Below are 24,465 nucleotides of genomic sequence, written 5' to 3'. Positions count from 1 at the left end.
TAAACGTTGTCAGAGTATTCATCGGTGATTTGAGTTGAAAATGAAATTTAATACAGGTCCGAAAAGGGGACGCTTTTGTCCCCTGTTCAGGGTAACCGACGCTTAATAAGGCGTTGACTTATCGTGCAGCACCGCTTTTATCGCCTCTTCCGTAATATCGCATTTCTCCCTGCTCACTTCCGTGCTGTCGAGATAACGCAGCAGCGTGACGCCTTCAGGTGCGGCCGTCAGCGCCGCAATGTTGTAAGGCTTCGCCTCTACCGACGGCGTTTCTGAGCCATAGAAATAGGTGTGAAAGGGCATATATTCATTGCGTGGAATTTCCCGGCGCGCTTCACTGACAAACTGTTTGTCATTCACCCAGATTTGGGCCTGCCGGTTAGGGGCGCTGGCTGGCAGCAGAGTAACGGTGTAATCATTGCACTGCGTAAGCGTAACGCGATCCGTTTTCTGCGGGGTGGACGGTGACTGGCAGGCGGCGAGTGTCGATACAGCTAAAAGCATTAACCCATATTTCATAACAGAGTCCTTTTTGTAACGTCCTGATCCAGTTAAGCAAACAATGCCTGTCGTCGCTATCAGACTTTCCTTAGGTCTCCAGGCATCGTCACCCGGTTACCCCTTCACCCGCTGAAGTAACGTATTCGCCACCGTATACACCTCTTCAATCAGCACGCTGTTATTCTGCGTCACCGACGGTGCGCCGCTTTGCGCCTGCATCATCGCGTCGTCAATCAGCGCGCGAAGCTCTTTTGAGGAGCGCGCACAGCGGCTCGCCAGATTGCGCGACTCTACGGCAAAAATCCCCTCTTCGTTATGCAGCGAATAGCTGTAGGCACGGCTGGCCAGCTGCACCAGCGTGCCGCTGCTGTCGGCAATCTGCAGCGCGGCATCGTGCAGGCCGTTCATCGCCTGAACCACGCCCGCGGTGCTTTCGCTCAGCATGGCGAGGAGATTACCGTTCGCTTCAGGTACCCGCAGCAGACGCTCGTTTTCCTCAGCAATGGTGCTGGCAGCCCAGGCGATCACGCTCACCTGCTCGCCAATCTCCTGCATCAGCGGCGGCAAGGGTGCGCCCAGCTCGGTTTTCAACTGCGACGGCAGCTCTTCATTGAGGCGTGAAAGGTGCAGGTTGAGGCTGCGCAGCAGCGTCAGGGTGGAGACCAGCAGCAAGGCGGCCAGCGGCCACGGCTTATGCAGGAGGATGCCGGGGCGTTCGCCCATCCGGCGGGTGGGCACATCAATGGCCAGCAGCCACGGCGTCTCAGCGATCGGCGTCACCACCAGCGAGTGCTCGCCGCTGGCGCTGCGAAAGCGGGTATGGCGCATCCCTTCCCCGGACTCTGCCAGCAGCGCGCGCAGCGGTACCGCCATCGGCAGGCTGGCGTCGTTGAGGGATTGCACCGTCGGCGCACCGGCGGCATCGCCGATGATGCGCCCGGTGTCATCCACCATCCAGGCCCGCCCGCCAAGGCGCTCGCCGATCTCTTTGACCAGTGAATTGAAGAATTGACGGCTGCTGCCCGTCTCTTCGGCGATATCGGTATCACCGGGGGCACTTTTATCCAGCGCAAAGCTTTTCAGGGTGACCACGCTTTCGGTCATTGAGCGCTGCTGCGCTTCAACCCTGTCGAGCTGCTCACGTAATTGGGTTGCCAGGGCATCAACCTGCGTGCGCAGACGCTGCCCCTCGGTGCGAATAAACCACGGCATGACGCCAGCCTGCACAAGAATAACCAGAGTAATAAAAATAACGACCAGTATGACAATAAAAACCATGACATCAGCGCCTGTTCTTTTAACGGCAGCACGACGCTGCCTCTACAGGGCTATTTTATTATGCAGGCGTCAGGAAATATGCTCTTCAAACCGTTGATAACCGCGCACTTCTGTTAACGCTCAATAAAAACAATCTTGCGCACGTTGTCCCAGCGCTTAACCAGCCAGCCGTCAAGGCTGCACAGCGTGCCGCCCCAGGTGACAGGAAACAGGCACAGCACCATATAGAGCGTCTCGGGCAGATAAAAGAGCCAGCTCAGCCAGGCGATCAGATTCAGTCCGCGCGGAATGGTGTAAATACCAATGGTGACCAGCGCCACGGTGCTGATAATCATCAGTATCAGCGCGCTAAAGCGGCTGAATAACCCCAGGGTCAACAGCAGACCCATGCTGCATTCCAGGAATGCAACCACCACCGCCATCACGGCCGGGAACGGGATCCCCGCGTCGTGCATGGTATCCACCATCAGCAGCTGGTTTTCGGGAACGAATAATTTATTAAACCCCGCGGTAAAGAAAAATACTCCCACCACCAGACGGCAGATCAATACGGGAAACATGGCGGGCAGATCGGACGTTTGCATAAAACGCTTCAGAGAAAACATCAGTCATCCTTGTAAAGAAAATTAACACTGCGTAATAAATTCAATAACCTGTCTTTACTCAGTATAAATTCGCTGACCTCGTTAGCAACCGCTCCCGCCCCCACCCCATGCATAATTAATAAAAATAAACAGATTAAAAATAGTTAATTCAAAATAATAACAGCGTCTCATTATCAATGCTGCAGATGGCCCGTTTGCACCGTCAAAATTGCAAGTATTTGGTTTTAATATGATTAAAGCCAAACCTCTTTAAGCACCACTTTTAATACGGTTAATAACACTCCAATTAATAACCTTAATCGCGTTAAGGCTGTTATTACGAAGTGGTTGCAAAAATATGACGTAAGACATAAAAAGCATGTCGCTCTGGCCTCCGGCTAGCAATAACATGCATTCATTACTATTAATTACAATAGCCAGAAGCGATGCCCATTACACCAGAAGAATCAAATAACTATGCTAAACCATATCGCGATTGGAACGTCACTAACGCTGGATTTGCAGACCCGAGAACTTGCCCGGACGGATACGCAAGAGACCGTTACCCTTCCCCAAAGCGCGTGCCTGTGCCTCACCGCGCTGGCAGAGGCGCAAGGAGAGGTTCTTTCCCAGGAACAGCTGATGGAGATCGGCTGGCGTAGCGCCGGGGTAGAAGTCACCGACAATAGCGTCCGGGTCATGATTACCAAGCTGCGCCGCGCGTTTGCTCAACTGGACCAGCAGGAAGCCATCACGCTTATCGCCGTGACGCGCAGCGGCTATCGTCTGCTGGTGCGGGAGACAAGCAGTGAGCCCTTGCCCGCTGTTGCACCGCCGGAGGATACGCCCCCTGTTTCGCCGCCTGTAGCGGCGCCTTCCGTGGCGAGCGCCCCACCCCGACCGCGTGCCAGGCTAAAGCAGAAGCTGGTTGCCCTTTCCAGCGGTCTGCTGGTGGGGCTGGTACTGGCGCTGCTGGCGCGCGGCGTGCTCGACTTTAGCCCACAGCCGGTCCACTTTGTGCGCTGGAACGGCCCCGGCGTGCCGCCCGGCACCCAGGTGATGGTTCAGCAAGATAAGCAGTCACAAAATGCTCTGATTGAGTCCACGCTGCAAACCTATACCCGTCACGTGCTGGACAGACGTCCCAAAGAAACGCCAGCAGCCGTGCTATACGTCACCACCGGCTCCGAAAAAATGAGCCAGTTTCAGGGGCTTATTGCCTGCCACCAACCCTTTAAGGATTCAGGGAATGACTGCGAATCGTTCTATTTTCGCCTTTATTAAATCCCCGCTCACCCTGCTGTTTCTGGGCGGGATGGTTGCCGGGCTGGGCGGTATGGCGCTGTATGGGTTTAAAACCTCCGCATACGCCTCGCAGTGCATCGCGCCCACTTCCTACTACGTGATTGAGGACGACAACAACGCGACGTTGGCACGCGGCATTTATCGCTCTTACCGTGACGGCTTGTTCAAGGGGCATACCACCTATATCGGCAGCATCAGCCACTTCAAAGATGGCAAGCGCGACGGGCTGCCCAAGCCCGTCAACCGTGAAGTGCGCTACGATGTGGATGTGTCGGGCAAGCGGATCCATCTGACCGTCACCAGCCAGCACCGCAAGCTCGGCGGCCAGACCACGGATCAAGATGTGACCGACTATATCTTCCCACAAATCAAACCGGGGGAAGTGGGCACCAGCACCGTCTACCTGCTGGACGACAAAGTACTGGCCACCGGCACGGAAACCGTCGCCCGTATCGCCTGCATGAACTGACGGTTACACCAGCGCCTGAATCAGCCCGGCAAGCAGGTCAAACCCGGTGGCCATCAGGCGCTCAAAGAACGGGGCCAGCGTTTCGGCAATCAGGAACAGCGCCAGCATGCCGAAGGTCAGCGTCAGCGGGAAGCCAATCACGAAGATGGAGAGCTGCGGCGTCAGGCGGTTTAACAGCCCGAGGATAAAGTTGATGCACAGCAGCAAGGCAATAATCGGCAGCCCCAGCATCAGCCCCTGGCTGAAGATAATCCCCGAATGGGTGACCAGGTACATAAACCCGCCCGCATGCAGCGGCGTGGCGTCAACCGGCAGCGTCTGGAAGGTCTCCGCCAGCAGGGCCAGCAGCCAGAGATGGCCGTTAAAGGCGAGGAACAGCAGCGTCACCAACAGGTTCAGAAAACGCGAGATCACCGGGCTGTTCCCGGCGCCGGGGTCAAAGAAGGTGGCGAACGATAGCCCCATCTGCATGCCGATGATCTCACCGGCCATGCGCACGGCGGCAAACAGCAATTGCAGCGTCAGCCCCATCGCCGCACCGATAATCACCTGTTTGGCCAGCACCCAGACTCCTTCCCAGGAATAAAGCCCCACCTGCGTTTCGGGCAGCGTGCCGCCGATCAGGATCGCCGTCAGCAGCGCCAGGCAGGCACGCAGCCGGGTGTTGACGGCCTTCTCGCCAAATACAGGGGCAACGTGCAGCAGCGCGGCAATGCGCACCATAATGAAAAAATAGTGGCTGACCAGCCCGTAGAGCTGGTCGAGAGGAATTCCGAAGGCCATCAGCCGATCACATAGGGAATGCTGGCGAACACCGCGCGGGTGTATTCAATAAATATTTTCATCATCCACGGGCCAAGCGCCACCGCGACGCCGACAATCATCAGGATTTTCGGGATGAAGGTCATGGTCATTTCGTTGACCTGGGTGGCAGCCTGCAAAATACTGATGATAAGACCGGTGACCAGCGCGACCACCAGCAGCGGGCCGGATACCATCAGCCCCACTTTAATCGCCTGCATGCCAATCACCATAACGCTTTCAGGGGTCATGGGTCTCTCCTAACTGTAAAAGCTCTGCGCCAGCGATCCCACCAGCAGCTGCCAGCCATCCACCAGCACAAACAGCATCAGCTTGAACGGCAGCGCAATGGTGGTCGGCGGAACCATCATCATCCCCAGCGCCATCAAAATGCTGGCGACCACCAGATCGATAATCAGGAACGGGATAAAGATGGTGAAGCCAATCTGGAACGCGGTTTTCAGCTCGCTGGTGATAAATGCAGGCACCAGAATGCTGAGCGGCACCTCTTCCGGCGAGGCGACATCCGGCGTCTTCGCGATACGGGCAAACATCGCCAGATCGCTTTCGCGCGTCTGGTCAAGCATGAACGCACGCAGCGGTTTCACCCCTTCGGTGAGCGCCACCTCCATGGTGATTTTGTTTTCCTGCAGCGGCTGCCAGGCTTTTTCGTAGATCTGGCTGAACACCGGAGACATGACAAAAAAGGTCAAAAACAGCGACAGCCCCACCAGCACCTGGTTTGGCGGCGCGGTAGGCGTGCCCAGCGCGTTACGCATCAGCCCCAGCACAATGATGATGCGGGTAAACCCGGTCATCATCAGCAGCACGGCGGGGATAAAGGTAAAGCCGCTCAACAGCAGCAGGGTTTGTACCGGCAGCGTCCAGCCGCCTTCTCCGGAAGGCTGGCCGAGGGTGATGTCACCGTTGGCCGCCAGCGCACCGGCGGCGGGCAGCATCAGGCCGAGCGCCAGCAGCAGACGACGGTTCACTGCTCACCTCCCGGACGGTATTTCTGACGCAGCGTTTCCAGCATCAGCGGAAAGGTCGCCGCGGGCGCGGAGGTCTGCGGGGCATTTTCCGGGCGCGCCTGCGTGGCGAGGCAGGTAATCTGCGAGGCGGTGACGCCCAGCACCAGACGCTGCTCGCCCACGTCAACCAGTACCAGACGCTCGCGCGGCCCGAGCGACTGGGTTGCGACCACGGACATGTTGCCCTGGGCGTCGTTGAGCCGACGCGCCAGTCCGCTGCGGCGGGCGGCCCAGGCCATCACCACCATCAGCAGGATAATCAGGGCCAGCGCGCCGCTGACCGTCATCAGCACCGAGCCGGTGGCCGGGAGGGAGTCAGTGGCGTTCATCAGCGGCTCAGGCGATGCATGCGCTCAGACGGGGTGATGATATCCGTAATGCGGATGCCGAATTTATCGGACACCACCACGACTTCGCCCTGCGCAATCAGGTAACCATTGATCAGGATATCCAGCGGTTCACCTGCCAGACCGTCCAGCGACACCACCGAGCCCTGGCTTAAGCGCAGCAGCTCTTTGATGGTCATTTTTGTGCGTCCCAGCTCCACGGTCATTTTTACCGGGATATCCAGGATCAGGTTCATCTCGTCAGAAAATTGTGGTGCAGCCATGGTGTCGGTAATTCCCGCCGCGTGCTGTTCGGTCATGGCATCACCCCAAAGATTATCGATGGACTGATCGTCAGAACCCGATGAGGTGTTCATATCGCTCATGGGGAAATTACTCCTTGTTTAATGAAAGTAATGAAGGCTGAATCATCTGCTCGACCTTCAGGGCATATTGATTGTTCACGGCGCCGTATTTGGCCGTGAAGACCGGCACACCACCCACGCTGGCTTCGATAAACTCCTGCTTATCCAGCGCGATAATGTCGCCTTTTTTCATCTGCATGACGCTTGAGAGCCGGGTGCCGATATCCGCGAAACGTGCCGCAAGCTCCAGCTCCGTTTCCCGCATCTGGCTTGCCAGCAGGCCGCGCCACTGGGTATCTTCCTGACGGGAGTTGTCCATTGGCGGGTTACTCAGCAGCTCGCGCAGCGGTTCGATGGTGCTGAAGGGAATACAGATGTTGAACTCCCCGCGGTGCGAACCGATCTCCACCGAAAACGGCGTGGTGACCACCACATCGTTTGGCGACGAGGTGATGTTGGTGAACTTCACCTGGATTTCAGAGCGGATGTACTCCGTTTTGATTTTATAGATCGAACTCCAGGCAAATTCGTACGCCTCGCGCGCCATCGACAGCATGCGGTGGATCACGCGCTGCTCGGTGGGCGTAAACTCGCGACCGTCGGCCTTGGTCGGGAAACGACCGTCGCCGCCGAACAGGTTATCCACGGCCATAAACACCAGCCCCGGCGAGAACGCCATCAGCGACGTACCGCGCAGCGGGTTAAGGTGCAGCAGGTTCAGGTTTGTCGGCACCGGCAGGTTGCGGGCAAACTCGTGATACGGCTGGATCTTAATGTTCCCCGCCGTAATGTCCGGGCTACGGCGCAGCAGGTTAAACAGCCCCATACGGAACTGACGGGCAAAGCGTTCGTTAATAATTTCCAGCGAATGCAGGCGCTCGCGAATGACCCGGCGCTGGGTATGCGGATCGTAGGGTTTTATCCCTGCATCGGGCCGGGTGTTATGCAGATCGCTGCTGCTGTCCGCATCCGCGTTAAGCAACCGGTCGATCTCATCCTGAGATAAAAAGCTGTCAGCCATAATAATTACCGCAGAATAAATTCGTTAATAAGGACGTCAGTGACGCGAATGGACTGGTTAAACGCCAGCGGTTTATCCAGCTCATTCTGAATATGGGTAATCAGGCGGCGTTTGCCCTCATCGGTGGCTAAATCTTCATACGTCTGATGGGTGAGTAACATAAATAAGCGGCTGCGATATTCCGGCAAATATTTTTCCAGTACGGCCAGCGATTTCTGTTCTGCCAGGCGAATAGACAACCCCAGGTACAATACCCGATCCGATTCGTTCGCCGTCGGCTTCAGGCTCACGGTAAAGGTATTCATCGAGGCGTATAGCGGCTCGACTTGCACGGGCACAGGTGCTGCGCTCGCATCGCCTTCAACCGTTTCCTGTGCCGGTTTTGCGAATTTCATTTCCCAGAACAGGTAGCCGGAAACGCCGCACGCCGCAACGGCAGTCAAAAACATGAACGTCATCAGAAGCGAGCGAGAACCTCCGCCGCTGGCGACCTTTTTATTTTTATTACTCATTGAACGTACACCTGATAAATAAGAGAGGGCAGCGTACTACCCTCGGGTCAATATGGCGGACATTGTAGTCCATATAATCATCCTGATAATCAGGCGATAAAATTTCATTCCTGAAGCTAATTCATCCCTTCAGGCAAAGGTATTAATTCCGTATATATTTCCGGGAGTGGTGGTTAATAAAGTCGGCACGATCTCCTCTTCAACCAACGGCTCTTCCCCATCCTGCGCGCCGTGCTCATCCCCCGATGCGTTCTGGCCCTGCTCACCGGCGGCGAACGGCTGCCCTTCCGCGCTCACGTTCGCCTGGCCGAGCTGAATACCTGATTCCGCCATCGCGGCGCGCAGCTGCGGCATGGCCTGCTCCATGGCGTGACGAATGTGGGCATGTTCGCTGACGATATGGATCTGCGCCTGATCCTGCTGCATGCGCAGGGAGATCTGCAGCGATCCCAGCTCTTCCGGATGCAGGCGGATCTCCGCGCTGTGCAGCCCGTTACGGCTAAAAATAGCGATATGCTGGCTGACCGACTGCTTCCACTCCGGCGTTTCCGGCGGATGGTTGACGGTGACAACCTGCTGCGGCGCATGCGCCACGCTGGCGCGCACGGCGGCCGGCAGCGCCACGGCGCTCACCGATGAGGTCGCAGACATCTCTGCCGTGACCATCGCCTCACTACTCACCGGTGCTGCGGGCTGCGCCATCAGCGGGGCGGCATTTGCCGCAGGCGTGTTATCGGCGGCGGCCTTCAGGGGAGAAACGGTTTTTCCCTCCTGCACAGGGGTTTTGCCGCCCACTACTCCATTCGCAGGCTTAACCGGCTCTGACCCCGTGACGCTGCGGGTCACCAGCTGCTGCAGCTGCCACTGCGGGCTCTCCTCACCCTCGCCGTCGGTGAGTGCAACGCCTTTCAGGGCCTCTGCCAGCCCCGGCGTCGCCGTCAGCAGCAGACTGTCAGCCTCCGCTGCGGGTACGTCTCCGGTCAGCTGTTCAGGCAGTAAATCCGCGGGCAAGCCCGCCCCCGCCAGCGCGGCTTCCGGCAGTGCTGCCAGCGCCTGGGGGTCAAGCCCCGGGAAAAGCTGCGCCAGTTCAGCCAGCTTGTCATCCAGCGCCAGGCTGAAGCCTTCGTCTGAGAGCAACCCGGCCTTCGGTTTGCCCTGCGCTCCGCTGCCCAGTAACAGGGCGGCAATATCAATATTCATAGCCTTTCTCTCTTTTGTCCGGCGCGCTGAGCAAATTCATCCATCAGCTTTTGTTCATGTCGGCTTTCAACCAGCGCCTGCGCCGTCGTCCGGCGTTCGATCAGGGTTTCAAACGCGTTCAGGCGCTGCTTGTTCTGCACCCAGTTCTGCTTCACCTGGTCTACCGCCTTTTCGCAGGCGTTAACGTGGCCTTCCTGCTGCTTCACGACCTGCTTCAGCGACAAAATGAACGACTGGTGATTGACCAGATCCGCCACCGACATGCCGCCGCCCATCATCCCCTGACGCAGGGACTGCTGGTACTCCTGCTCGTAGTGCTGCAGCTGTTCGTGCTGAGTCATTGCCTGCTGGAGCTGCTGCTGCGCCCCGCCCAGCGCGCGGGTGGTTTCCGTCAGCGTCTCTTGCGCCATATCGCGCAGCAGCGTCATGGGGTTTTTCACGTTCATCGCGCCTCCGGATTAGTCCTTGATATCCGGGAAGAGCCCGGACAGGGCGCGAACGGCGTCGTCATAGCCGCTGCGCTCGTGGATCGCCTGGTGGAGGAACGCCTCCAGCGACGGGTATTTATCAATAGCCTGATCCAGCATCGCGTCGCTGCCTTTGACGTACGCGCCCACGCTGACCAGATCGCGGTTGCGCTGATACGCGGAAAGCAGCTGTTTAAAACGTTGTACCTTGCGGTACTGGGCATGCGGGATAAGCTCGGTCATGGCGCGGCTGATCGAGGCTTCAATATCAATAGCCGGGTAGTGCCCCGCCTCGGCAAGACGACGCGACAGCACGATATGGCCGTCGAGGATCGCACGCGCGGAGTCGGCAATCGGATCCTGCTGATCGTCCCCTTCGGTGAGTACGGTATAAAACGCGGTGATTGAGCCGCCCCCCTTCACGCCGTTACCGGTGCGCTCGACCAGCGCAGGCAGACGAGCAAAGACCGACGGCGGATAGCCTTTGGTCGCGGGCGGTTCGCCAATCGCCAGGGCCACTTCACGCTGCGCCATGGCGTAACGGGTCAGGGAGTCCATGATCAGCAGCACGTTGAGGCCGCGCTCGCGAAAATCTTCCGCGATGCGCGTCGCGTAAACGGCCCCCTGCATACGCAAAATCGGCGACACGTCGGCCGGGGCGGCCACCACCACCGCACGCGCCAGCCCCTGCTCGCCGAGGATATTCTCGATAAAATCTTTCACTTCGCGGCCGCGCTCGCCAATCAGCCCCACCACGATGACGTCAGCGGTGGTGAAGCGGGCCATCATGCCGAGCAGCACGCTTTTGCCGACGCCGGAACCGGCGAACAGGCCCATACGCTGCCCGCGCCCTACCGTCAGCAGGCCGTTGATGGCGCGCACGCCAACGTCGAGCACGTTTTTGATCGGGTCGCGGTGCAGCGGATTAAGCGTTGGAGTAAAGAGCCCTGCCGCCGGTTTCCCCGGCGCGGGGCGGCCATCCAGCGGACGGCCCTGCGCATCCAGCACGCGGCCCAGCAGGTGCGGGCCCACGGGCAGTTGTTTTCCTGCGTGGCTGTCGCGTTGCAGGGCATAAATACGCGCCCCCGGCAGGATGCCGTCGACGTGTTCCAGCGGCATCAGGAACAGCGTCTGGCCGTTAAAGCCCACCACTTCGCTCTCAACCGGGATAATCCCCTGCTCCGTCTGGCGCTCAACGATACACAGCGCGCCGATCGGCAGCTTCAGCCCCACGGCTTCCATTACCAGACCGGTGGCGCGCGTCAGCTTGCCGTACTGGCGAAAATCAGGCACCTCCGTCAGTTTCTCTTCCACCCGGTCGAGCGCCGATAGCCACGTTTTTAGCTGCTGGCTCATTGCGAGAGCTCCTCGCGCGCCAGCTGGCAGAGCGCCTGCCAGCGGGTTTCCATGCTGGCGTCCACCTCCACATCCGGGGAGACCACCCGGCAGCCCCCGGCGGCCAGGCCGGTGTCGCGATGCAGCTCCCAGCCCATCGCGGCGAGCGTTTCACCCAGCGCCGCCTGCACGACGTCAAACGCGTCCGGGCTGACATACAGCTGGATGGTGCCGTGCAGCAGGGCATCCTGCTGCATCAGGCTGCGGATCTGCGTTACCAGGGCATGGTTATCTGCGATGCGGGAGGTGCCGTAGAGCTGCTGCACCGCCGTCAGGGACAACTGCACCAGACGGGCCGGGATTAGCCCTTCGAGGTTTTCCAGCGCCAGCTTAAAGTTGCTGACCCACAGCTCGGCCTCGCGCAACAATGCCTGTTGTTCAACGCGCGCCTGCTCGAGGCCTTGGGCAAAACCGGCGTCGCGACCCTCTTTCAGCCCCGCCTCATAGCCCTGTTTGCGGCCCTCTTCCTGGCCCTGCTGTTGCCCCTGGGCAAACCCCTGCTGCTCCGCCTGCTTGCGCAGACGCGCCAGTTCAGCTTTCAGTTGAGTCTCAGACTGGGTGTTGTCCAGCGTGGGCAACGGGGTGTCCAGCGGTTCACCCAGCAGGTTTTCAGGCTTCCAGCTCCGCCACTCGCGGGCGTTGTTATCATCAAACGTAGGCATCGTCGCTGCCTCCAATCAGGATCTCGCCGGCCTCGGCCAGGCGACGCACCACGTTGAGAATGTTTTTCTGCTCGGCTTCGACCTGCGACAGACGCACCGGGCCACGGGAGGCCAGATCGTCGGTCATCAGCTCCGCCTGACGACGGGACATGTTGCGGAAGAACTTCATGCGCAGCGGCTCGTCGGCCCCTTTCAGCGCGATGATCAGCGTCTCGCTCTCGATCTCCTGCAGCAGACGCTGGATGCTTCTGTCTTCCACTTCCACCAGGTTTTCGAACAGGAACATCTCGTCGATGATCTTCTGCGCCAGCTCGCCGTCGAACTCGCGTACCGCCTCGATGGCCGCCTCTTCCTGGTGCGATTTCATCAGGTTGAGGATCTCGGCTGCCGGACGGACGCCGCCCATCTTGCTGCGCTTGAGGTTCTGACCGTGCAGCAGGTTGTTCAGCACTTCCGTCAGCTCCTGCAGCGCGGCAGGCTGTACGCCACCGAAGGTGGCAATACGCAGCATGATGTCGTTACGCTCGCGATCGTCGAATTTGCCCAGCACGTCCGCCGCCTGGTTACGCTTAAGATGAACCAGGATGGTGGCGATGATCTGCGGATGCTCCTCACGGATAAGATCGAAGACCGACTGTGGCTCCATAAAGTTGAGCGTTTCGATGCCGTTGGTGCCCTGGTGAGTATCCAGCAGATCTTCCAGCAGCGAGGAAGCACGCTCTTCACCCAGCGCCTTGACCAGCACGCTGCGCAGGTAGTCGTTGGTATTGAGGCTGAGCGCCGCGTATTCGCTGGAGTCTTTTTTAAACTCCTCCAGCACCATTGCCATCTGGTCGTGAGTAAAGCCCGCCATGTTGACCATTGAGGCACTGATCTGCTTCACCTCGTGGGCGTTGAGGTGCTTGAACACCTCCGCCGCCAGGACATCTCCCAGCGTCAGCATGACGATGGCGCTTTTATCTGAGGCATTCATTATTTCGGCTCCTTACTCATCCACTGGCGGATCACCAGGGCGATAACGCGCGGCTCCTGCTCTGCCAGCTCACGCAGCTGTTGACCATTGAGTTCCGTATCCACTCGCTGCTGGGCACGGTCGCGGTTGTTTTTCTCCGCTGCACGTTTTTTCGCAGCAATTTGTTCTTCGCGCGCCTCTTTTTCCATCTCCAGACGACGGATAGTGGTCTCCTGATGGCGGATCCAGGCGGGCTGCACCAGCTTGCGCCACATCACCCAGGCGATAATGGCGATGACCAGATAGCGGGCGATAGCCATTAACAGCGCGTAGAAACGATCCTGTTCCCAGAACGGCGGAATCGGTTCTTCCACTACGCCGTTAAAGGCGGAGTTGAGGATGTTGACGCTGTCGCCACGGCTGGCGTTGTAGCCAATCGCCTCTTTGACCAGCGCGTTAATGCGGGTCAGCTCGGCCTCGCTAATCGGCCCCGGTTTACCCTCTTCCCCCTGCGGCAGGTGGTTGATCACCACCGCGACCGACAGGCGCTGGATGCGTCCGGCATTGGATTTGGTGTGGGTCAGGGTGCGATCCACCTCAAAGTTTGTGGTCTCATCGCTGCGGTTGTTATACGGCTGCGCCGTCTCACGGCTGGCGCTGCTGCCGGTGGTTTTCTCTTTTTTGTCATCCGCTGGGGTATTGAGCGGCTGGGTCAGCGGCGCGGTGGCCGGTGCCGGTGGCGTGTTGCTCAACGCCCCCGGCCCGCCGCCCGCGCCACGGCGATTCCCCTGCTCGGCCAGACTTGACTGACGGCTGCGGATCGCCATTTTTTCAGGGTCGCTGTTCGGCTGGTACTGCTCCAGGGTCTGCTCCTGCTCGGTGAAATCCATCTGCGCGGTCACCTGGGCGCGGATGTTTTCATCCCCCACCAGCGGGGCGAGAATGCGCTGGATGCGCTGCTGGTAGTCGCTCTCGATTTCATTGGTGTATTTCAGGTGCGCCGTCTGCAGGCCGCGCATCCCGCTCTGGGTGAGCAGGTTGCCGCGCTGATCGACAATGGTCACGCTCTCTGCCGCCAGACCGGTCACCGCGCTGGAGATAAGATGAGTGATGGCCACCACCTGGCTGTCATCCAGGGTGCGGCCCTGCAGCAGGTTAACGGTGACGGACGCGGTCGGTTTCTTCTGTTCGCGAACAAACATCGACGGTTTCGGCGTGGCCAGATGCACGCGCGCGCTTTGGATCGGGCCGAGATTTTCGATGGTGCGCGCCAGCTCGCCTTCGAGTGCGCGCTGGTAGTTCACCTGCTCGGTGAACTGGCTGACGCCAAACTTCTCCTGATCGAGCAGCTCAAAGCCCACCGAGCCGCCCTTCGGCAGCCCCTGCTGGGCCAGCTTCATGCGCACCTCATGCACCTGCGAGCCCGGCACCATGATCACACCGCCCGGCGTATCGATACGGTAAGGGACGTTGAGCTGAGACAGCTGCGCCACGATGGCACCGCCTTCTTCATCACTGATATTACTGAACAGCACCCGGTAATCCGGCTCCTTTGCCCAGAACATGAGCGCGATGATGACGGATAGCGCCGCAGCGCCGCAAATCACCAGCAAAAGCTTCGGGCTGCCGCGAAGTGAGGACAGCATCGATTTAATTCGCTCTGCCGGATTGTTGGTTAACTCATTTAGTGTGGCACTCATGCCGTATTCCTGTATGAAATAGCACGCATCAGCGATGCGCGTCAGCTCACGAAATTCGCGAGAGTGATGTCGACGATTTCAAAAATATAAGAATTTTTCAGGCGGGCATTATCGTCTGAAAGGCGTTTTTTTTAAGGATAAATAAGCTCAAAGTTCTGTCGGCTTATTGGATTTTCTGAGGTTTTTAAACACGTGTTAAGCTGTCGACGTTTAAAAGATGTGCAATAAACAGTGGCTTTTATCCCATTAATCAGGAATTGAAAAATGTCAGCGACATTAATGCGTGGCGTACTCGATCAAATACAAACCCAGGCACAGCAGGTCAGCGGTCCGTCTAACCAGCGGCACACCTCGCGCGGTGACGCCCCCTCCTTTTCTGACGTTTTATTTAACAGCATTAACGAAATAAATAAAACCCAGGTTGAGGCAAAGAGCAAAACACAGCAATGGATGTCCGGAAGTAGCGATATTGCCCTGAATGACGTGATGCTGGCGATGCAGAAATCCTCTATTTCATTCAGCTTTGGTATGCAGGCGCGAAATAAGATGATTGGCGCTTACCAGGAAATAATGAATACCCCGGTTTAAGGTCTGCCCCCTTCTATGAGTGAAATTAACAGCACGCCTGCACGCTTATCCCTGAATACGCTTTCTCTGACTGACAGCGAATTACAGCGTGTCGGGAAATTAATCTATAAGCGCGCCGGCATTGTCGTCAACGCGCAAAAGCGAGAGATGATTTTTAATCGTCTCTCCCGTCGCGTGCGCACGCTGGGACTGGCCACGTTCAGCGAGTATATCGGCCTTCTTGAGTCGCACTCAGAGCACCCGGAATGGCAGAACTTTATCAACGCGCTGACCACTAACCTGACCTCCTTTTTCCGCGAGGCGTATCACTTCCCGATCCTCGCGGAACATGCGCGCCAGCGCGCTAGCGGCTATCGCGTCTGGTGTACCGCCGCCTCAACGGGGGAAGAGCCCTGCTCTATCGCCATGACGCTGAACGAGCAGCTTGGCGCGTCGGTGGCCGGGCCGCGCCTCTGGGCATCGGATATCGACACCGAGGTGCTGGCTAAGGCCGAAGCGGGCGTCTACCGACTGAGCGACCTGGACGCGCTGACGCTGGCGCAAAAGCGCCACTACTTTCTGCGCGGGGCGGGCGACAACAGCGAATGGGTGAAAGCCCGGCGGGAACTGCTGTCGGCCATTCACTACCAGCAGCTTAATTTACTCGATGAAAAGTGGTCCGTTCCCGGGCCGTTCGACGCCATTTTCTGCCGCAACGTGATGATTTATTTCGACGCGCCGACGCAGCAGCGTCTGTTGCAGCGCTTTGCGCGTCTGCTTAAGCCGGGTGGCCTGCTGTTTGTGGGTCATTCGGAACACTTCAATTATCCACATATTCCGCTGCGCCTGCGGGGGCAGTCGGTGTATGAACTGACGGAGGCCACACGGTGAAGGCAATTCGTGTGCTGGCGGTCGATGATTCCGCCCTGATGCGTAACATGCTCAGCGCGGTGGTCAATCAGCAGCCTGATATGGAAATGGTCGGCACGGCGCCGGACGCGTTTATCGCGCGGGAGCTGATTAAACAGCTTAACCCGGACGTGCTGACGCTGGATATCGACATGCCGCGGATGGACGGGCTGGAGTTTCTCTCCCGCCTGATGCGCCTGCGCCCGATGCCGGTGATTATGGTCTCCTCCCTGACCACCCGGGGGTCGAAAGCCACTATGACCGCGCTGGAGCACGGTGCGGTGGATTTTCTGCCCAAGCCGGAGCACCGCGGCGCGGAGAATATCGACAGCTGGAGCCAGCTGGTGGTGGAGAAGATCCGCATCGCGGCTCGCGCGAAGCTGGCACAGCATAGCGCCGACGCCAGACCGATCCTCGCCGGTATACCCGTGCGTCAACAGAGCATTATCGCCATCGGTGCGTCCACGGGTGGCACAGAGGCGCTGCGCCGGGTGTTGATGACGCTTCCTGTCAGTACGCCGGGCATTGTCATCGCCCAACACATGCCAGCCGGTTTCACCCACTCTTTCGCCCAGCGACTCGACTCGCTGTGCCAGATTGCGGTGCGCGAAGCACAGGATGGTGAACCGGTTTTACCGGGCACCGCGCTGATTGCGCCGGGCGATCGCCACATGGAGGTCATCTGCCAGGACAACGGCTACCGGGTCAGGCTCAGCGATGCCCAGCCGGTGAATCGTCACCGTCCGTCGGTGGATGTGCTGTTTGACTCCGTGGCGCGTCAGGCCAGCAAACACGCCAGCGCCGCCCTGCTGACCGGCATGGGCGCGGACGGCGCGCGCGGCCTGCTGCACTTGCGCCAGACCGGCGCCTTTACCCTTGCACAGAGCGAAGCCACCTGCGTGGTATTCGGCATGCCGCGTGAGGCGATTGCGCTGGGCGCAGCGAAGAAGGTCGTCGACCTCGACGATATCAGCCAGTGCTTACTGGACAGTTTCCATAAACATAACCTTTCCAAGACCGACTCACGACGTTCAGGAGATACCCCCCATGTCGGATAAAAATTTGCGTTTTCTGGTGGTTGACGACTTTGCCACCATGCGACGCATCGTACGAAACCTGCTGCAGGATCTGGGCTACAAGCACATTGACGAGGCCGAAGACGGTCAGGACGCGCTCAACAAGCTGCGCGCCAGCGACTTCGATTTCGTCGTCAGCGACTGGAACATGCCCAATATCGACGGACTGGAGCTGCTGAAAACCATCCGCAGCGATGCGGCGATGTCAAAGCTACCGGTCCTGATGGTGACCGCAGAAGCGAAGAAAGAGAACATCATCGCGGCCGCTCAGGCGGGAGCCAATGGTTACATCGTTAAGCCGTTTACCGCTGCCACGCTGGAAGAAAAGCTCGGCAAAATCTTTGAAAAACTCGGGTAACCCTTATGAACTCCCCGTTAAATATGCAGGCGGATAACGCCACAGAGATTTTTGTTCGCATCGGACAGCTGACCCGTCTGCTGCGCGACAGCATGGCGAACCTCGGTCTGGAACAGGCGATTATGGAAGTCGCAGATGCCTTTCCGAACACTCGCGATCGCCTCAACTATGTGGTCGGCAAGACTTCGCAGGCCGCCGATCGTGCGCTGACCAGCGTGGAAGTGGCGCGTCCCCTGCAGGAAGGGCTGAGCGATAACGCTACCGCGCTGAGCGCCCGCTGGGACGCCTGGTTTGAAAACCCGCAGCCGCTGGATGACGCCCGCGAGCTGGTCAAAGCCACCCGCGCCTTCCTGCACGACGTGCCGGAGAAGACCCAGCAGACCAACCGTCAGCTGACCGAAATCATGATGGCGCAGGATTTCCAGGATCTCACCGGTCAGGTGCTGCAAAGCCTGATGCACGTGATTGAGACCGTTGAGAAAGAGCTTATCAGCGTGCTGGTGGAAAACATGAACGAACGCGACGCCAGCGCCGCCGCCGGTGATGCGCATCTGAAGAACGGTCCGCAGATCGATACCCGCGCCGAGGGCATTGTGGCGTCTCAGGAGCAGGTGGACGATCTGCTGGAGTCACTCGGCTTCTAATCCCGCCGGGCGAATGTCATGTCAGAACAAAACGACAGCGAAAAAACAGAAGACCCCACACCCCACCGAAAGCAAAAAGCGCGCGAAGAGGGACAGGTTCCCCGATCGCGCGAGCTGACGAGCGTACTCATGCTGCTGGCAGGCTGGGGGTTGCTGCTGGTGGCGGGCGGCTGGCTGGCAAAACAGCTGCAGCACCTGCTGCATAACGGCTTAACGTTTGACCGGCTGTTAGTCAGCGACCCGCAGCAGATGCTGCATCACGCCGGATCGCTGCTGGGGATCGCCTTTCTGGCCCTGCTGCCGTTCGTGGGCGGGCTGTTTTTGACCGCTGTCGCCACGCCGTCGCTGATTGGCGGCCTGAATATGAGCGCCAAGGCCCTCAAATTTAACGTCAAAAAGCTCAACCCGATCAGCGGCATCAAGCGTCTTTTTTCCGCGCAGATGGTGTCGGAGATGGTGAAGAGCATTCTGAAGGTGACGCTTGCAGCCATCGGCGGCGGGCTGTTTTTGTGGTTCAACAAAGGGAAATTTATCAGCCTGATGTATGAACCGCTGCGCATGGCGCTGGGCGATATCAGCGCCCTGCTGATGGGCTGCATGCTGGTCATTATTTTATCGCTGATCCCGATGGTGGTGTTCGACGTGGTTTACCAGCTCTGGAGCAACTTCAAGAAGCTGCGCATGAGCCTGAAGGAAATCAAAGACGAATTCAAAAATCAGGAAGGCGACCCGCTGATCAAAAGCAAGATTCGCCAGCTGCAGCGTCAGATGGCGCAGCAGCGAATGATGACCGATGTCCCCACCGCTGACGTGGTGGTGAATAACCCGACCCACTATTCGGTCGCCCTGAAGTATCAGGAAGGTGCCATGGGCGCGCCAATGGTGGTTGCCAGCGGTAGCGGGCTGATTGCCCTGCGCATCCGCGAACTGGCCGAAGAGAACCGGGTCCCTATGCTTGAGGCGCCGCCGCTGGCGCGCGCCCTGTATCGCCATTGTGAACCCGGCACACCGGTTCCCGCCGAGCTGTACAGCGCGGTGGCGGAAGTGCTGGCCTGGGTTTATGGCCTTAAGCGCTGGCGTAAAGGCTATGGCTTACGTCCGCTGACACCTAAAGATCTTCCCGTTCCGACGGGGATGGATTTTGCACAAGAGAGTAGAGAGTGATGGCCAATATCGCCACCAAATTACGATTACCCAACATGAAGGAAACCCAGTGGCAAGTGCTGGCCGGGCCGGTACTGATCATGACCATCCTGGCGATGATGATCCTGCCGCTGCCGACCTTCGTGCTGGACCTGCTGTTTACCTTCAATATCGTGCTGTCGATCATGATCCTGCTGGTCGCCATGTTTACCCAGAACACGCTGGAGTTTTCGGCTTTCCCGACGGTGCTGCTGTTCTCCACCCTGCTGCGTCTGGCGCTTAACGTCGCCTCAACGCGCGTGATCCTGATGCACGGCCATACCGGCTCCGATGCGGCAGGCCAGGTGGTAGAAGCCTTCGGTCACTTCCTGGTGGGCGGCAATTTCGCCATCGGTATCATCGTGTTCATCATTCTGATCATCATTAACTTTATGGTGATCACCAAGGGTGCCGGACGTATTGCGGAAGTGGGTGCGCGCTTTTCTCTCGACGGGATGCCGGGCAAGCAGATGGCGATTGACGCCGATCTCAATGCCGGACTGATCGGTGAAGAGGAAGCCAAACGCCGCCGTAAAGAGGTGACGCAGGAGGCGGACTTCTACGGCTCGATGGACGGTGCAAGTAAGTTTGTGCGCGGTGATGCCATCGCCGGGCTGCTGATTATGGCCATCAATATTATTGGTGGTCTGGTGATCGGCGTAATGCAGCATGACATGTCTGCGGGCGTGGCCGGTGAAACCTATACCCTGCTGACCATCGGTGATGGTCTGGTGGCGCAGATCCCCGGACTGGTGATCTCCACCGCGGCCGGCGTAGTCGTGACCCGCGTCGCCAACGATCAGGACGTGGGCGAGCAGATGGTGGGCCAGCTGTTTACCTCTCCGCGCGTGATTGTGCTGGCGGCCGGCGTGATTGGCCTGCTGGGGCTGATCCCCGGCATGCCTAACTTCGTCTTCCTGCTGTTTACCGCCGCGCTGCTGGGTGTCGCCTGGTGGCTGCGCGGCCGCGAAGGTGAAGCGAAAAAATCCGCTGGTATACAGGCAGATGCCGATGCGGCGGACGCTGACGTGGCACAGGTCAACGAAGCCACCTGGTCTGATGTACAGATGGAAGATACGCTGGGTCTGGAAGTGGGCTATCGTCTGATTCCGATGGTGGATCACGAACAGCAGGGCCAGCTGTTGACCCGCGTGCGCGGCATTCGCAAGAAGTTTGCCCAGCAAATGGGCTTCCTCCCCCCTGCCGTGCATATTCGTGACAACCTGGATCTGGCGCCGACGCACTATCGCATCCTGCTTAAAGGGGTCAACATTGGTTCGGGTGAAGTGCAGCCGGATCGCTGGATGGCGATCAACCCTGGCTGCGCCGAGGGCGAGGTTCCCGGCACGCCGTGCACCGAACCCACCTTTGGTCTGCCAGCCCTGTGGATTGACGAGGTTCACCGCGAACTGGCGCAGACGCTGGGCTACACGGTGGTTGACCCGAGTTCAGTGGTGGCAACGCACCTCAACCATCTGATCGCTACCCATACCGAGGAGCTGTTTGGCCGTCAGGAGGCGCAGCAGCTGCTCGACCAGATCACCAAAAACTCGCCGAAACTGGTGGAAGATTTGATCCCGGCGGTCATCAGCCTGACCACGCTGCACAAAGTGCTGCAGAACCTGCTTGCCGAGCGCGTACCGATTCGCGATATGCGCACCATTATCGATACGCTGGCGGAGTTTGCCACCGCCCAGAGCGATGCCGATGAGCTGACCACCCGCGTGCGGACGCGTCTCTCCCGGGCAATCACCCAGCAGTGGTTCCCGGGCGAGGGCGATATTCAGCTAATTGGTCTGGATCTCTCCCTGGAGCAGCTGTTGATCCAGGCAACCCAGAGCGGCAGCGCAATTGAGCCGGGCATTGCCGAAAACCTGATGAAGCAGACCGAGCAGGCGCTGCAGCACCAGGAAGGATTAGGCGCGCCGCCGGTGCTGCTGGTGAACCCGGCCCTGCGCCTGATGCTGTCGCGCTACCTGCGCCGCATCTTCCCGCAGCTGGCGGTCCTTTCCAGCCAGGAGATTAATACCCAGCGCAACGTGCGGATGACGTATCTGATTGGGGGTAAAGGATGAGGAGAGCAGGGCTCGGGCTGCTTCTGCTCACGCCGCTGGCGATGGCGGCGGACGGTTCATGGAGCGGCAGCAGCTTTGGCGGCACGATGACCCGTGGACAGGTGGTACTGAAAAGCAAACCGGTGCAAAACCCCTCTCCCCTGCCCGCTGGCGCAGTAGCTTCGCGCGTAAACTGGAAGATTCAGACGGACGGCCTGACCCCCGCCGGGTTTCGCATTCGCCTGTGCAGCGCCACCCGCTGCCTGAGGCTGCCCGGCTATGCCGGGGAGCTGCCCCTGCCTGCCGGGATGCCGGCAGGCGGACCGTTTCGTTTTGAGTATTATTCCGTGGCGGGAGGTCGCCTCGACACACCGCTGACCGTGCTGAGTAACCAGGTGATGGTGAGTTATCGTTACCGGGGTTGAGCGTATCACCCGCGTTGCAGTCGGTGATATGCCTGACTCATTTTTTGCGTTCGGCTTTAAAGAGAGCAACCTTCCCTTCAACAGTTATCTCCACATGATGAAAATAACGGGAGAGAAGAGAGGCTAACGCCTCTGCGCTGTCGGTTCGGTTAGAAAAGATGCCTTTCTTATTATAAATTTTCATCAGTTTTCGCCCGAACACATTGTGACCCGCCTCGTCACCCAGAATGGTCGCGCCAAATAAACACCCTTCTTTCGTTAACGCCGAACTGGCGTGGGCAATCACCTCAGCTTTATCGCCCATTTCGCCGGGCAGGCAGTGGAGAAGATAAAACATCGACACGGAGTCAAATTGCTCTTGAAGATTTGATGGATAGGGTTCGAATACGTCATGCAATATGGACGCCTTAACCCTGTTTCTGCCCACGCGTGCATTCGCCGCCTCAAGACTTGAGATATTCAAATCGAGCAGCGAAATAGTGCAGGAATCTGGCGTATATGTCAGGTAATATCCGGTTCCGACACCCACATCGAGGTGGTTATTTTTCATGTTATTTCGGAAATGGGGAATAAGATGTCGCTCGGTAGCGCATTTCCAGGCATAGCGGTTGGAAACGCGAAGTACCCACCAGTCATAGAGTTTCAGTGAGAGGGGGGTATAGGCGTTGATACCGTCACGTGTTTTAGTGTTCATAGGATCCTCTGCGCAATCGGTGCAGTAAAGAAGGCCACATTGTGTGACCTTCTTATTGAGAAGTAGAAGGTAATTGGGTGTGACATAAATTACGCCTTCTCATGCTATCAAAAAGTTCATTCTGTTGATATGGCGATATAGTGACTTTATTTATCAGAATTTTTTATTTACCACTCGAACCTCTGAAATGCTGACAAAGACGCTCGTTTATTAACGCTATAAACGATTGCCTGTCATAAACAGGCTGCCATAATAGATCTCCAACTCATATTGTCGGGAGAATAACCGTGCGCTATTTCGCTGTTGTGGTTTCATCAATTTTAATGTGTGGTTCATCTCTGGCCGCCTCCGTGAACGCCGCAACCCTTCCTGAGCTGGCAGAGGCATTAAACACGCGATTCGAGGTGATGAAGGATGTGGCAGGCTATAAGGCTGCGAACCACCTTCCCGTTGAGGATCTACCCAGAGAAAAGAATGTTCTTCTGAAAGCGCAGGACGCCGCCCGCGACGTCATGCTGGATCCGCAGAGTATTGATGCGTTTGTGCAGACACAGATGGCTGTCAGTAAAAACATCCAGTATCGCTATCTTGATAGCTGGCGTTTGCAGCCTGAAAAAGGGTGGCAGCCCCGCCCTCTGGCAGAGGTAAGAGCGCAAATTCTTGACCTGGATAACACCATCCTGAACCTGATTAGCCGTCAAATCATGACCGGTGGCGGATTTGGTGAAGAGCAGGACCACACGCTGTCCCGCTTGCTGAATGATAAGCAGATATCATCGCTTGAGAAGGCGCAGCTGATCGACGCGCTCGGGAAGATTAAACGTCACTAACTGTCTGCCTGAGCCCGTCATGTTTACGACGGGCTCAGGGATTAATTACTTATTTTTCAATGCACACTGTGCAACATCAGCCTTTAACGCCTTAATTTCATTTTGCTGTTCACGTACGGCCTCAATCAGCGGGGCAACCAGCTTTTGATAATCGACCTGCTTTTTCCCATCTTCCGTTTTGACCAGTTCCGGGTAGACTTTTTCGACATTCTGCGCGGTTAATCCGACATCCTGGCTTTTATTCTCTTTCCAGGTATAAGAAACGCCTTCCAGCTGGAGAATTTTATCCAGAGAGCCTTCGAGAGGACGAATATCTTCTTTCAGAGTTTCATCACTGAAAGGACAGCATTTTGCACCCAGATCGGCCAGGGCAGACGAGGAAAAGATCAGAGGGATAATTACAAACGCGGCTTTCTTCAACAACATAAACGCTCCATAAATGTGTGTGAGACACTGAATATTCAGGGTTATGCATTTAAAAATAAGAGTATCAGCAAGATATTCCCGCGCTGACGATTAAACGGTAGCAATAATTTTCATTTCAAACCACAGGTGTTATTGGACAATAAGCGCTTATTATTGACAGCAATTACGACTAATAAACTCATCTCGTTGTCCGCGGTATAAAAATATAACCGTTATTCAGTTCTATTCGTTTATTACACATTTGGAACCGCGAAGCATCGCGTAAAATATTGCCCCCATCACACTCACAAGGGTAATCATGAGAACTGTTATTTTGTTGATTGCGGCACTGGGCCTGACGGCGTGCCAGACAAAGAGTGAGCCACCGATTCGGGTAGTACCGCCGGTCGCCGCCGCAGCACCAGCACCCGTTGAAGAAGACATCGCCCCGGTTACCGCAGTCTCACACGAGGAGAGACTGAATGCGTGTAATCTGAAAATTGATGAACTCAAACACTACGATAAGAAGCGGGCAAACGCAGCACGTTATGCCCTGTCCAGGGCAATGAAAGCGAAAGCAGACACGCAAGCAAGCGCAGCGCATATTTCGCCTGAAGCGCTAAGCTATGCCCTGTACCATCAGGATCAGAGTGTCGAGGTGATCTGCACGCAGGTTTCGCAGCGCCTTGACCGACTGATTTTGAATAAGGTCATGAAGACTTCTGCCTGATCCTCTTTTGCACACATGTGGG

General features: G+C 57.6%; 30 protein-coding genes. 12 read left to right on the top strand and 18 right to left on the bottom strand.

Annotated features, from left to right (window positions below; all coding sequences use genetic code 11):
• Positions 1-102: 102 nt before the first annotated feature.
• From E3U32_RS05885 to E3U32_RS05875, 3 genes are all read right to left on the bottom strand, one after another.
• Positions 103-519, bottom strand: a complete 417-nt coding sequence (locus E3U32_RS05885; RefSeq protein WP_134348015.1) for a hypothetical protein — start codon at positions 517-519, stop codon at positions 103-105.
• Positions 520-615: 96 nt separating this feature from the next.
• Positions 616-1,779, bottom strand: coding sequence for a methyl-accepting chemotaxis protein (locus E3U32_RS05880; RefSeq protein WP_134348014.1), 1,164 nt, complete (start codon positions 1,777-1,779; stop codon positions 616-618).
• 113 nt (positions 1,780-1,892) lie between these two features.
• A complete protein-coding gene (locus E3U32_RS05875; RefSeq protein ID WP_134348013.1) occupies positions 1,893-2,384 on the bottom strand; it encodes a DoxX family protein in 492 nt (163 codons plus the stop codon).
• Positions 2,385-2,840: 456 nt separating this feature from the next.
• Between E3U32_RS05875 and E3U32_RS05870 the strand changes: the two genes are divergently transcribed.
• On the top strand, positions 2,841-3,647 hold the full coding sequence (locus E3U32_RS05870) for a winged helix-turn-helix domain-containing protein (protein ID WP_134348012.1): 807 nt from the start codon (positions 2,841-2,843) through the stop codon (positions 3,645-3,647).
• Complete coding sequence (locus E3U32_RS05865) at positions 3,613-4,137, top strand: hypothetical protein (protein WP_134348011.1); 525 nt, start codon at positions 3,613-3,615, stop codon at positions 4,135-4,137. Before E3U32_RS05870 ends, E3U32_RS05865 begins: the two co-directional genes overlap by 35 nt.
• Before the next feature lie 3 nt (positions 4,138-4,140).
• Here E3U32_RS05865 and fliR read toward each other — a convergent pair whose 3' ends face one another.
• From fliR to fliF, 13 genes are all read right to left on the bottom strand, one after another.
• Complete coding sequence (fliR, locus tag E3U32_RS05860; RefSeq protein ID WP_134348010.1) at positions 4,141-4,920, bottom strand: flagellar biosynthetic protein FliR; 780 nt, start codon at positions 4,918-4,920, stop codon at positions 4,141-4,143.
• Positions 4,920-5,189 (bottom strand): flagellar biosynthesis protein FliQ, encoded by a 270-nt coding sequence (gene fliQ / locus E3U32_RS05855; protein ID WP_134348009.1) that lies wholly within the window; start codon positions 5,187-5,189, stop codon positions 4,920-4,922. Before fliQ ends, fliR begins: the two co-directional genes overlap by 1 nt.
• Before the next feature lie 9 nt (positions 5,190-5,198).
• A complete protein-coding gene (fliP, locus tag E3U32_RS05850; RefSeq protein WP_134348078.1) occupies positions 5,199-5,897 on the bottom strand; it encodes a flagellar type III secretion system pore protein FliP in 699 nt (232 codons plus the stop codon).
• A gap of 29 nt (positions 5,898-5,926) precedes the next feature.
• Positions 5,927-6,298: a flagellar biosynthetic protein FliO gene (fliO, locus tag E3U32_RS05845; protein ID WP_134348008.1), complete on the bottom strand. Its 372-nt coding sequence runs from the start codon at positions 6,296-6,298 to the stop codon at positions 5,927-5,929.
• On the bottom strand, positions 6,298-6,681 hold the full coding sequence (gene fliN, locus E3U32_RS05840; protein ID WP_046888408.1) for a flagellar motor switch protein FliN: 384 nt from the start codon (positions 6,679-6,681) through the stop codon (positions 6,298-6,300). Before fliN ends, fliO begins: the two co-directional genes overlap by 1 nt.
• A 7-nt stretch (positions 6,682-6,688) precedes the next feature.
• Positions 6,689-7,681, bottom strand: coding sequence for a flagellar motor switch protein FliM (gene fliM, locus E3U32_RS05835; protein ID WP_134348007.1), 993 nt, complete (start codon positions 7,679-7,681; stop codon positions 6,689-6,691).
• A 5-nt stretch (positions 7,682-7,686) separates the two neighbouring features.
• Positions 7,687-8,193: a flagellar basal body-associated FliL family protein gene (locus tag E3U32_RS05830; RefSeq protein WP_134348006.1), complete on the bottom strand. Its 507-nt coding sequence runs from the start codon at positions 8,191-8,193 to the stop codon at positions 7,687-7,689.
• A 129-nt stretch (positions 8,194-8,322) separates the two neighbouring features.
• Positions 8,323-9,393 carry a flagellar hook-length control protein FliK gene (locus tag E3U32_RS05825; protein ID WP_134348005.1) on the bottom strand — a complete coding sequence of 357 codons (1,071 nt, stop codon included), beginning with the start codon at positions 9,391-9,393 and terminating at the stop codon, positions 8,323-8,325.
• Positions 9,390-9,839 (bottom strand): flagellar export protein FliJ, encoded by a 450-nt coding sequence (fliJ, locus tag E3U32_RS05820; RefSeq protein WP_134348004.1) that lies wholly within the window; start codon positions 9,837-9,839, stop codon positions 9,390-9,392. The genes E3U32_RS05825 and fliJ overlap by 4 nt, the downstream gene beginning before the upstream one ends.
• A gap of 12 nt (positions 9,840-9,851) precedes the next feature.
• Positions 9,852-11,216, bottom strand: coding sequence for a flagellar protein export ATPase FliI (gene fliI / locus E3U32_RS05815; protein ID WP_134348003.1), 1,365 nt, complete (start codon positions 11,214-11,216; stop codon positions 9,852-9,854).
• A complete protein-coding gene (locus E3U32_RS05810; RefSeq protein ID WP_134348002.1) occupies positions 11,213-11,917 on the bottom strand; it encodes a flagellar assembly protein FliH in 705 nt (234 codons plus the stop codon). The genes fliI and E3U32_RS05810 overlap by 4 nt, the downstream gene beginning before the upstream one ends.
• Positions 11,904-12,890, bottom strand: a complete 987-nt coding sequence (gene fliG / locus E3U32_RS05805) for a flagellar motor switch protein FliG (RefSeq protein WP_134348001.1) — start codon at positions 12,888-12,890, stop codon at positions 11,904-11,906. Before fliG ends, E3U32_RS05810 begins: the two co-directional genes overlap by 14 nt.
• Positions 12,890-14,569, bottom strand: coding sequence for a flagellar basal-body MS-ring/collar protein FliF (gene fliF, locus E3U32_RS05800; protein WP_134348000.1), 1,680 nt, complete (start codon positions 14,567-14,569; stop codon positions 12,890-12,892). Before fliF ends, fliG begins: the two co-directional genes overlap by 1 nt.
• A gap of 264 nt (positions 14,570-14,833) precedes the next feature.
• On the opposite strand from fliF, the gene fliE reads away from it, so the two are divergent.
• From fliE to E3U32_RS05760, 8 genes are read left to right on the top strand one after another with little or no spacing between them, the layout of a single operon-like run.
• On the top strand, positions 14,834-15,157 hold the full coding sequence (fliE, locus tag E3U32_RS05795) for a flagellar hook-basal body complex protein FliE (RefSeq protein WP_134347999.1): 324 nt from the start codon (positions 14,834-14,836) through the stop codon (positions 15,155-15,157).
• Positions 15,158-15,172: 15 nt separating this feature from the next.
• Positions 15,173-16,027, top strand: coding sequence for a CheR family methyltransferase (locus E3U32_RS05790; RefSeq protein ID WP_134347998.1), 855 nt, complete (start codon positions 15,173-15,175; stop codon positions 16,025-16,027).
• Positions 16,024-17,103, top strand: coding sequence for a protein-glutamate methylesterase/protein-glutamine glutaminase (locus tag E3U32_RS05785; protein WP_134347997.1), 1,080 nt, complete (start codon positions 16,024-16,026; stop codon positions 17,101-17,103). The genes E3U32_RS05790 and E3U32_RS05785 overlap by 4 nt, the downstream gene beginning before the upstream one ends.
• On the top strand, positions 17,093-17,479 hold the full coding sequence (gene cheY, locus E3U32_RS05780; protein WP_032679442.1) for a chemotaxis response regulator CheY: 387 nt from the start codon (positions 17,093-17,095) through the stop codon (positions 17,477-17,479). The genes E3U32_RS05785 and cheY overlap by 11 nt, the downstream gene beginning before the upstream one ends.
• 5 nt (positions 17,480-17,484) lie before the next feature.
• On the top strand, positions 17,485-18,123 hold the full coding sequence (cheZ, locus tag E3U32_RS05775; RefSeq protein ID WP_134347996.1) for a protein phosphatase CheZ: 639 nt from the start codon (positions 17,485-17,487) through the stop codon (positions 18,121-18,123).
• A gap of 18 nt (positions 18,124-18,141) precedes the next feature.
• Complete coding sequence (gene flhB, locus E3U32_RS05770; protein ID WP_134347995.1) at positions 18,142-19,287, top strand: flagellar biosynthesis protein FlhB; 1,146 nt, start codon at positions 18,142-18,144, stop codon at positions 19,285-19,287.
• Positions 19,287-21,380 (top strand): flagellar biosynthesis protein FlhA, encoded by a 2,094-nt coding sequence (gene flhA, locus E3U32_RS05765; RefSeq protein WP_134347994.1) that lies wholly within the window; start codon positions 19,287-19,289, stop codon positions 21,378-21,380. The genes flhB and flhA overlap by 1 nt, the downstream gene beginning before the upstream one ends.
• Complete coding sequence (locus E3U32_RS05760) at positions 21,377-21,784, top strand: flagellar protein FlhE (protein ID WP_134347993.1); 408 nt, start codon at positions 21,377-21,379, stop codon at positions 21,782-21,784. Before flhA ends, E3U32_RS05760 begins: the two co-directional genes overlap by 4 nt.
• Positions 21,785-21,821: 37 nt before the next feature.
• On the opposite strand, the gene E3U32_RS05755 is transcribed toward E3U32_RS05760, so the two are convergent.
• On the bottom strand, positions 21,822-22,478 hold the full coding sequence (locus E3U32_RS05755; RefSeq protein ID WP_134347992.1) for a class I SAM-dependent methyltransferase: 657 nt from the start codon (positions 22,476-22,478) through the stop codon (positions 21,822-21,824).
• A gap of 287 nt (positions 22,479-22,765) precedes the next feature.
• Here E3U32_RS05755 and E3U32_RS05750 point away from each other — a divergent pair, with 287 nt between their 5' ends.
• On the top strand, positions 22,766-23,308 hold the full coding sequence (locus tag E3U32_RS05750) for a chorismate mutase (RefSeq protein WP_134347991.1): 543 nt from the start codon (positions 22,766-22,768) through the stop codon (positions 23,306-23,308).
• Between the two features lie 45 nt (positions 23,309-23,353).
• Here E3U32_RS05750 and E3U32_RS05745 read toward each other — a convergent pair whose 3' ends face one another.
• Complete coding sequence (locus E3U32_RS05745; RefSeq protein WP_134347990.1) at positions 23,354-23,734, bottom strand: tail fiber domain-containing protein; 381 nt, start codon at positions 23,732-23,734, stop codon at positions 23,354-23,356.
• Between the two features lie 298 nt (positions 23,735-24,032).
• Here E3U32_RS05745 and E3U32_RS05740 point away from each other — a divergent pair, with 298 nt between their 5' ends.
• Complete coding sequence (locus E3U32_RS05740) at positions 24,033-24,443, top strand: hypothetical protein (RefSeq protein ID WP_134347989.1); 411 nt, start codon at positions 24,033-24,035, stop codon at positions 24,441-24,443.
• Positions 24,444-24,465: the final 22 nt, after the last annotated feature.

It is taken from the genome of Lelliottia nimipressuralis (assembly GCF_004402045.1).
In the GTDB taxonomy this organism is placed as follows: domain Bacteria; phylum Pseudomonadota; class Gammaproteobacteria; order Enterobacterales; family Enterobacteriaceae; genus Enterobacter; species Enterobacter chinensis.
The sequence above is the reverse complement of the archived record's forward strand: the minus strand, read 5'-3'. Positions and strand labels throughout refer to the sequence as shown.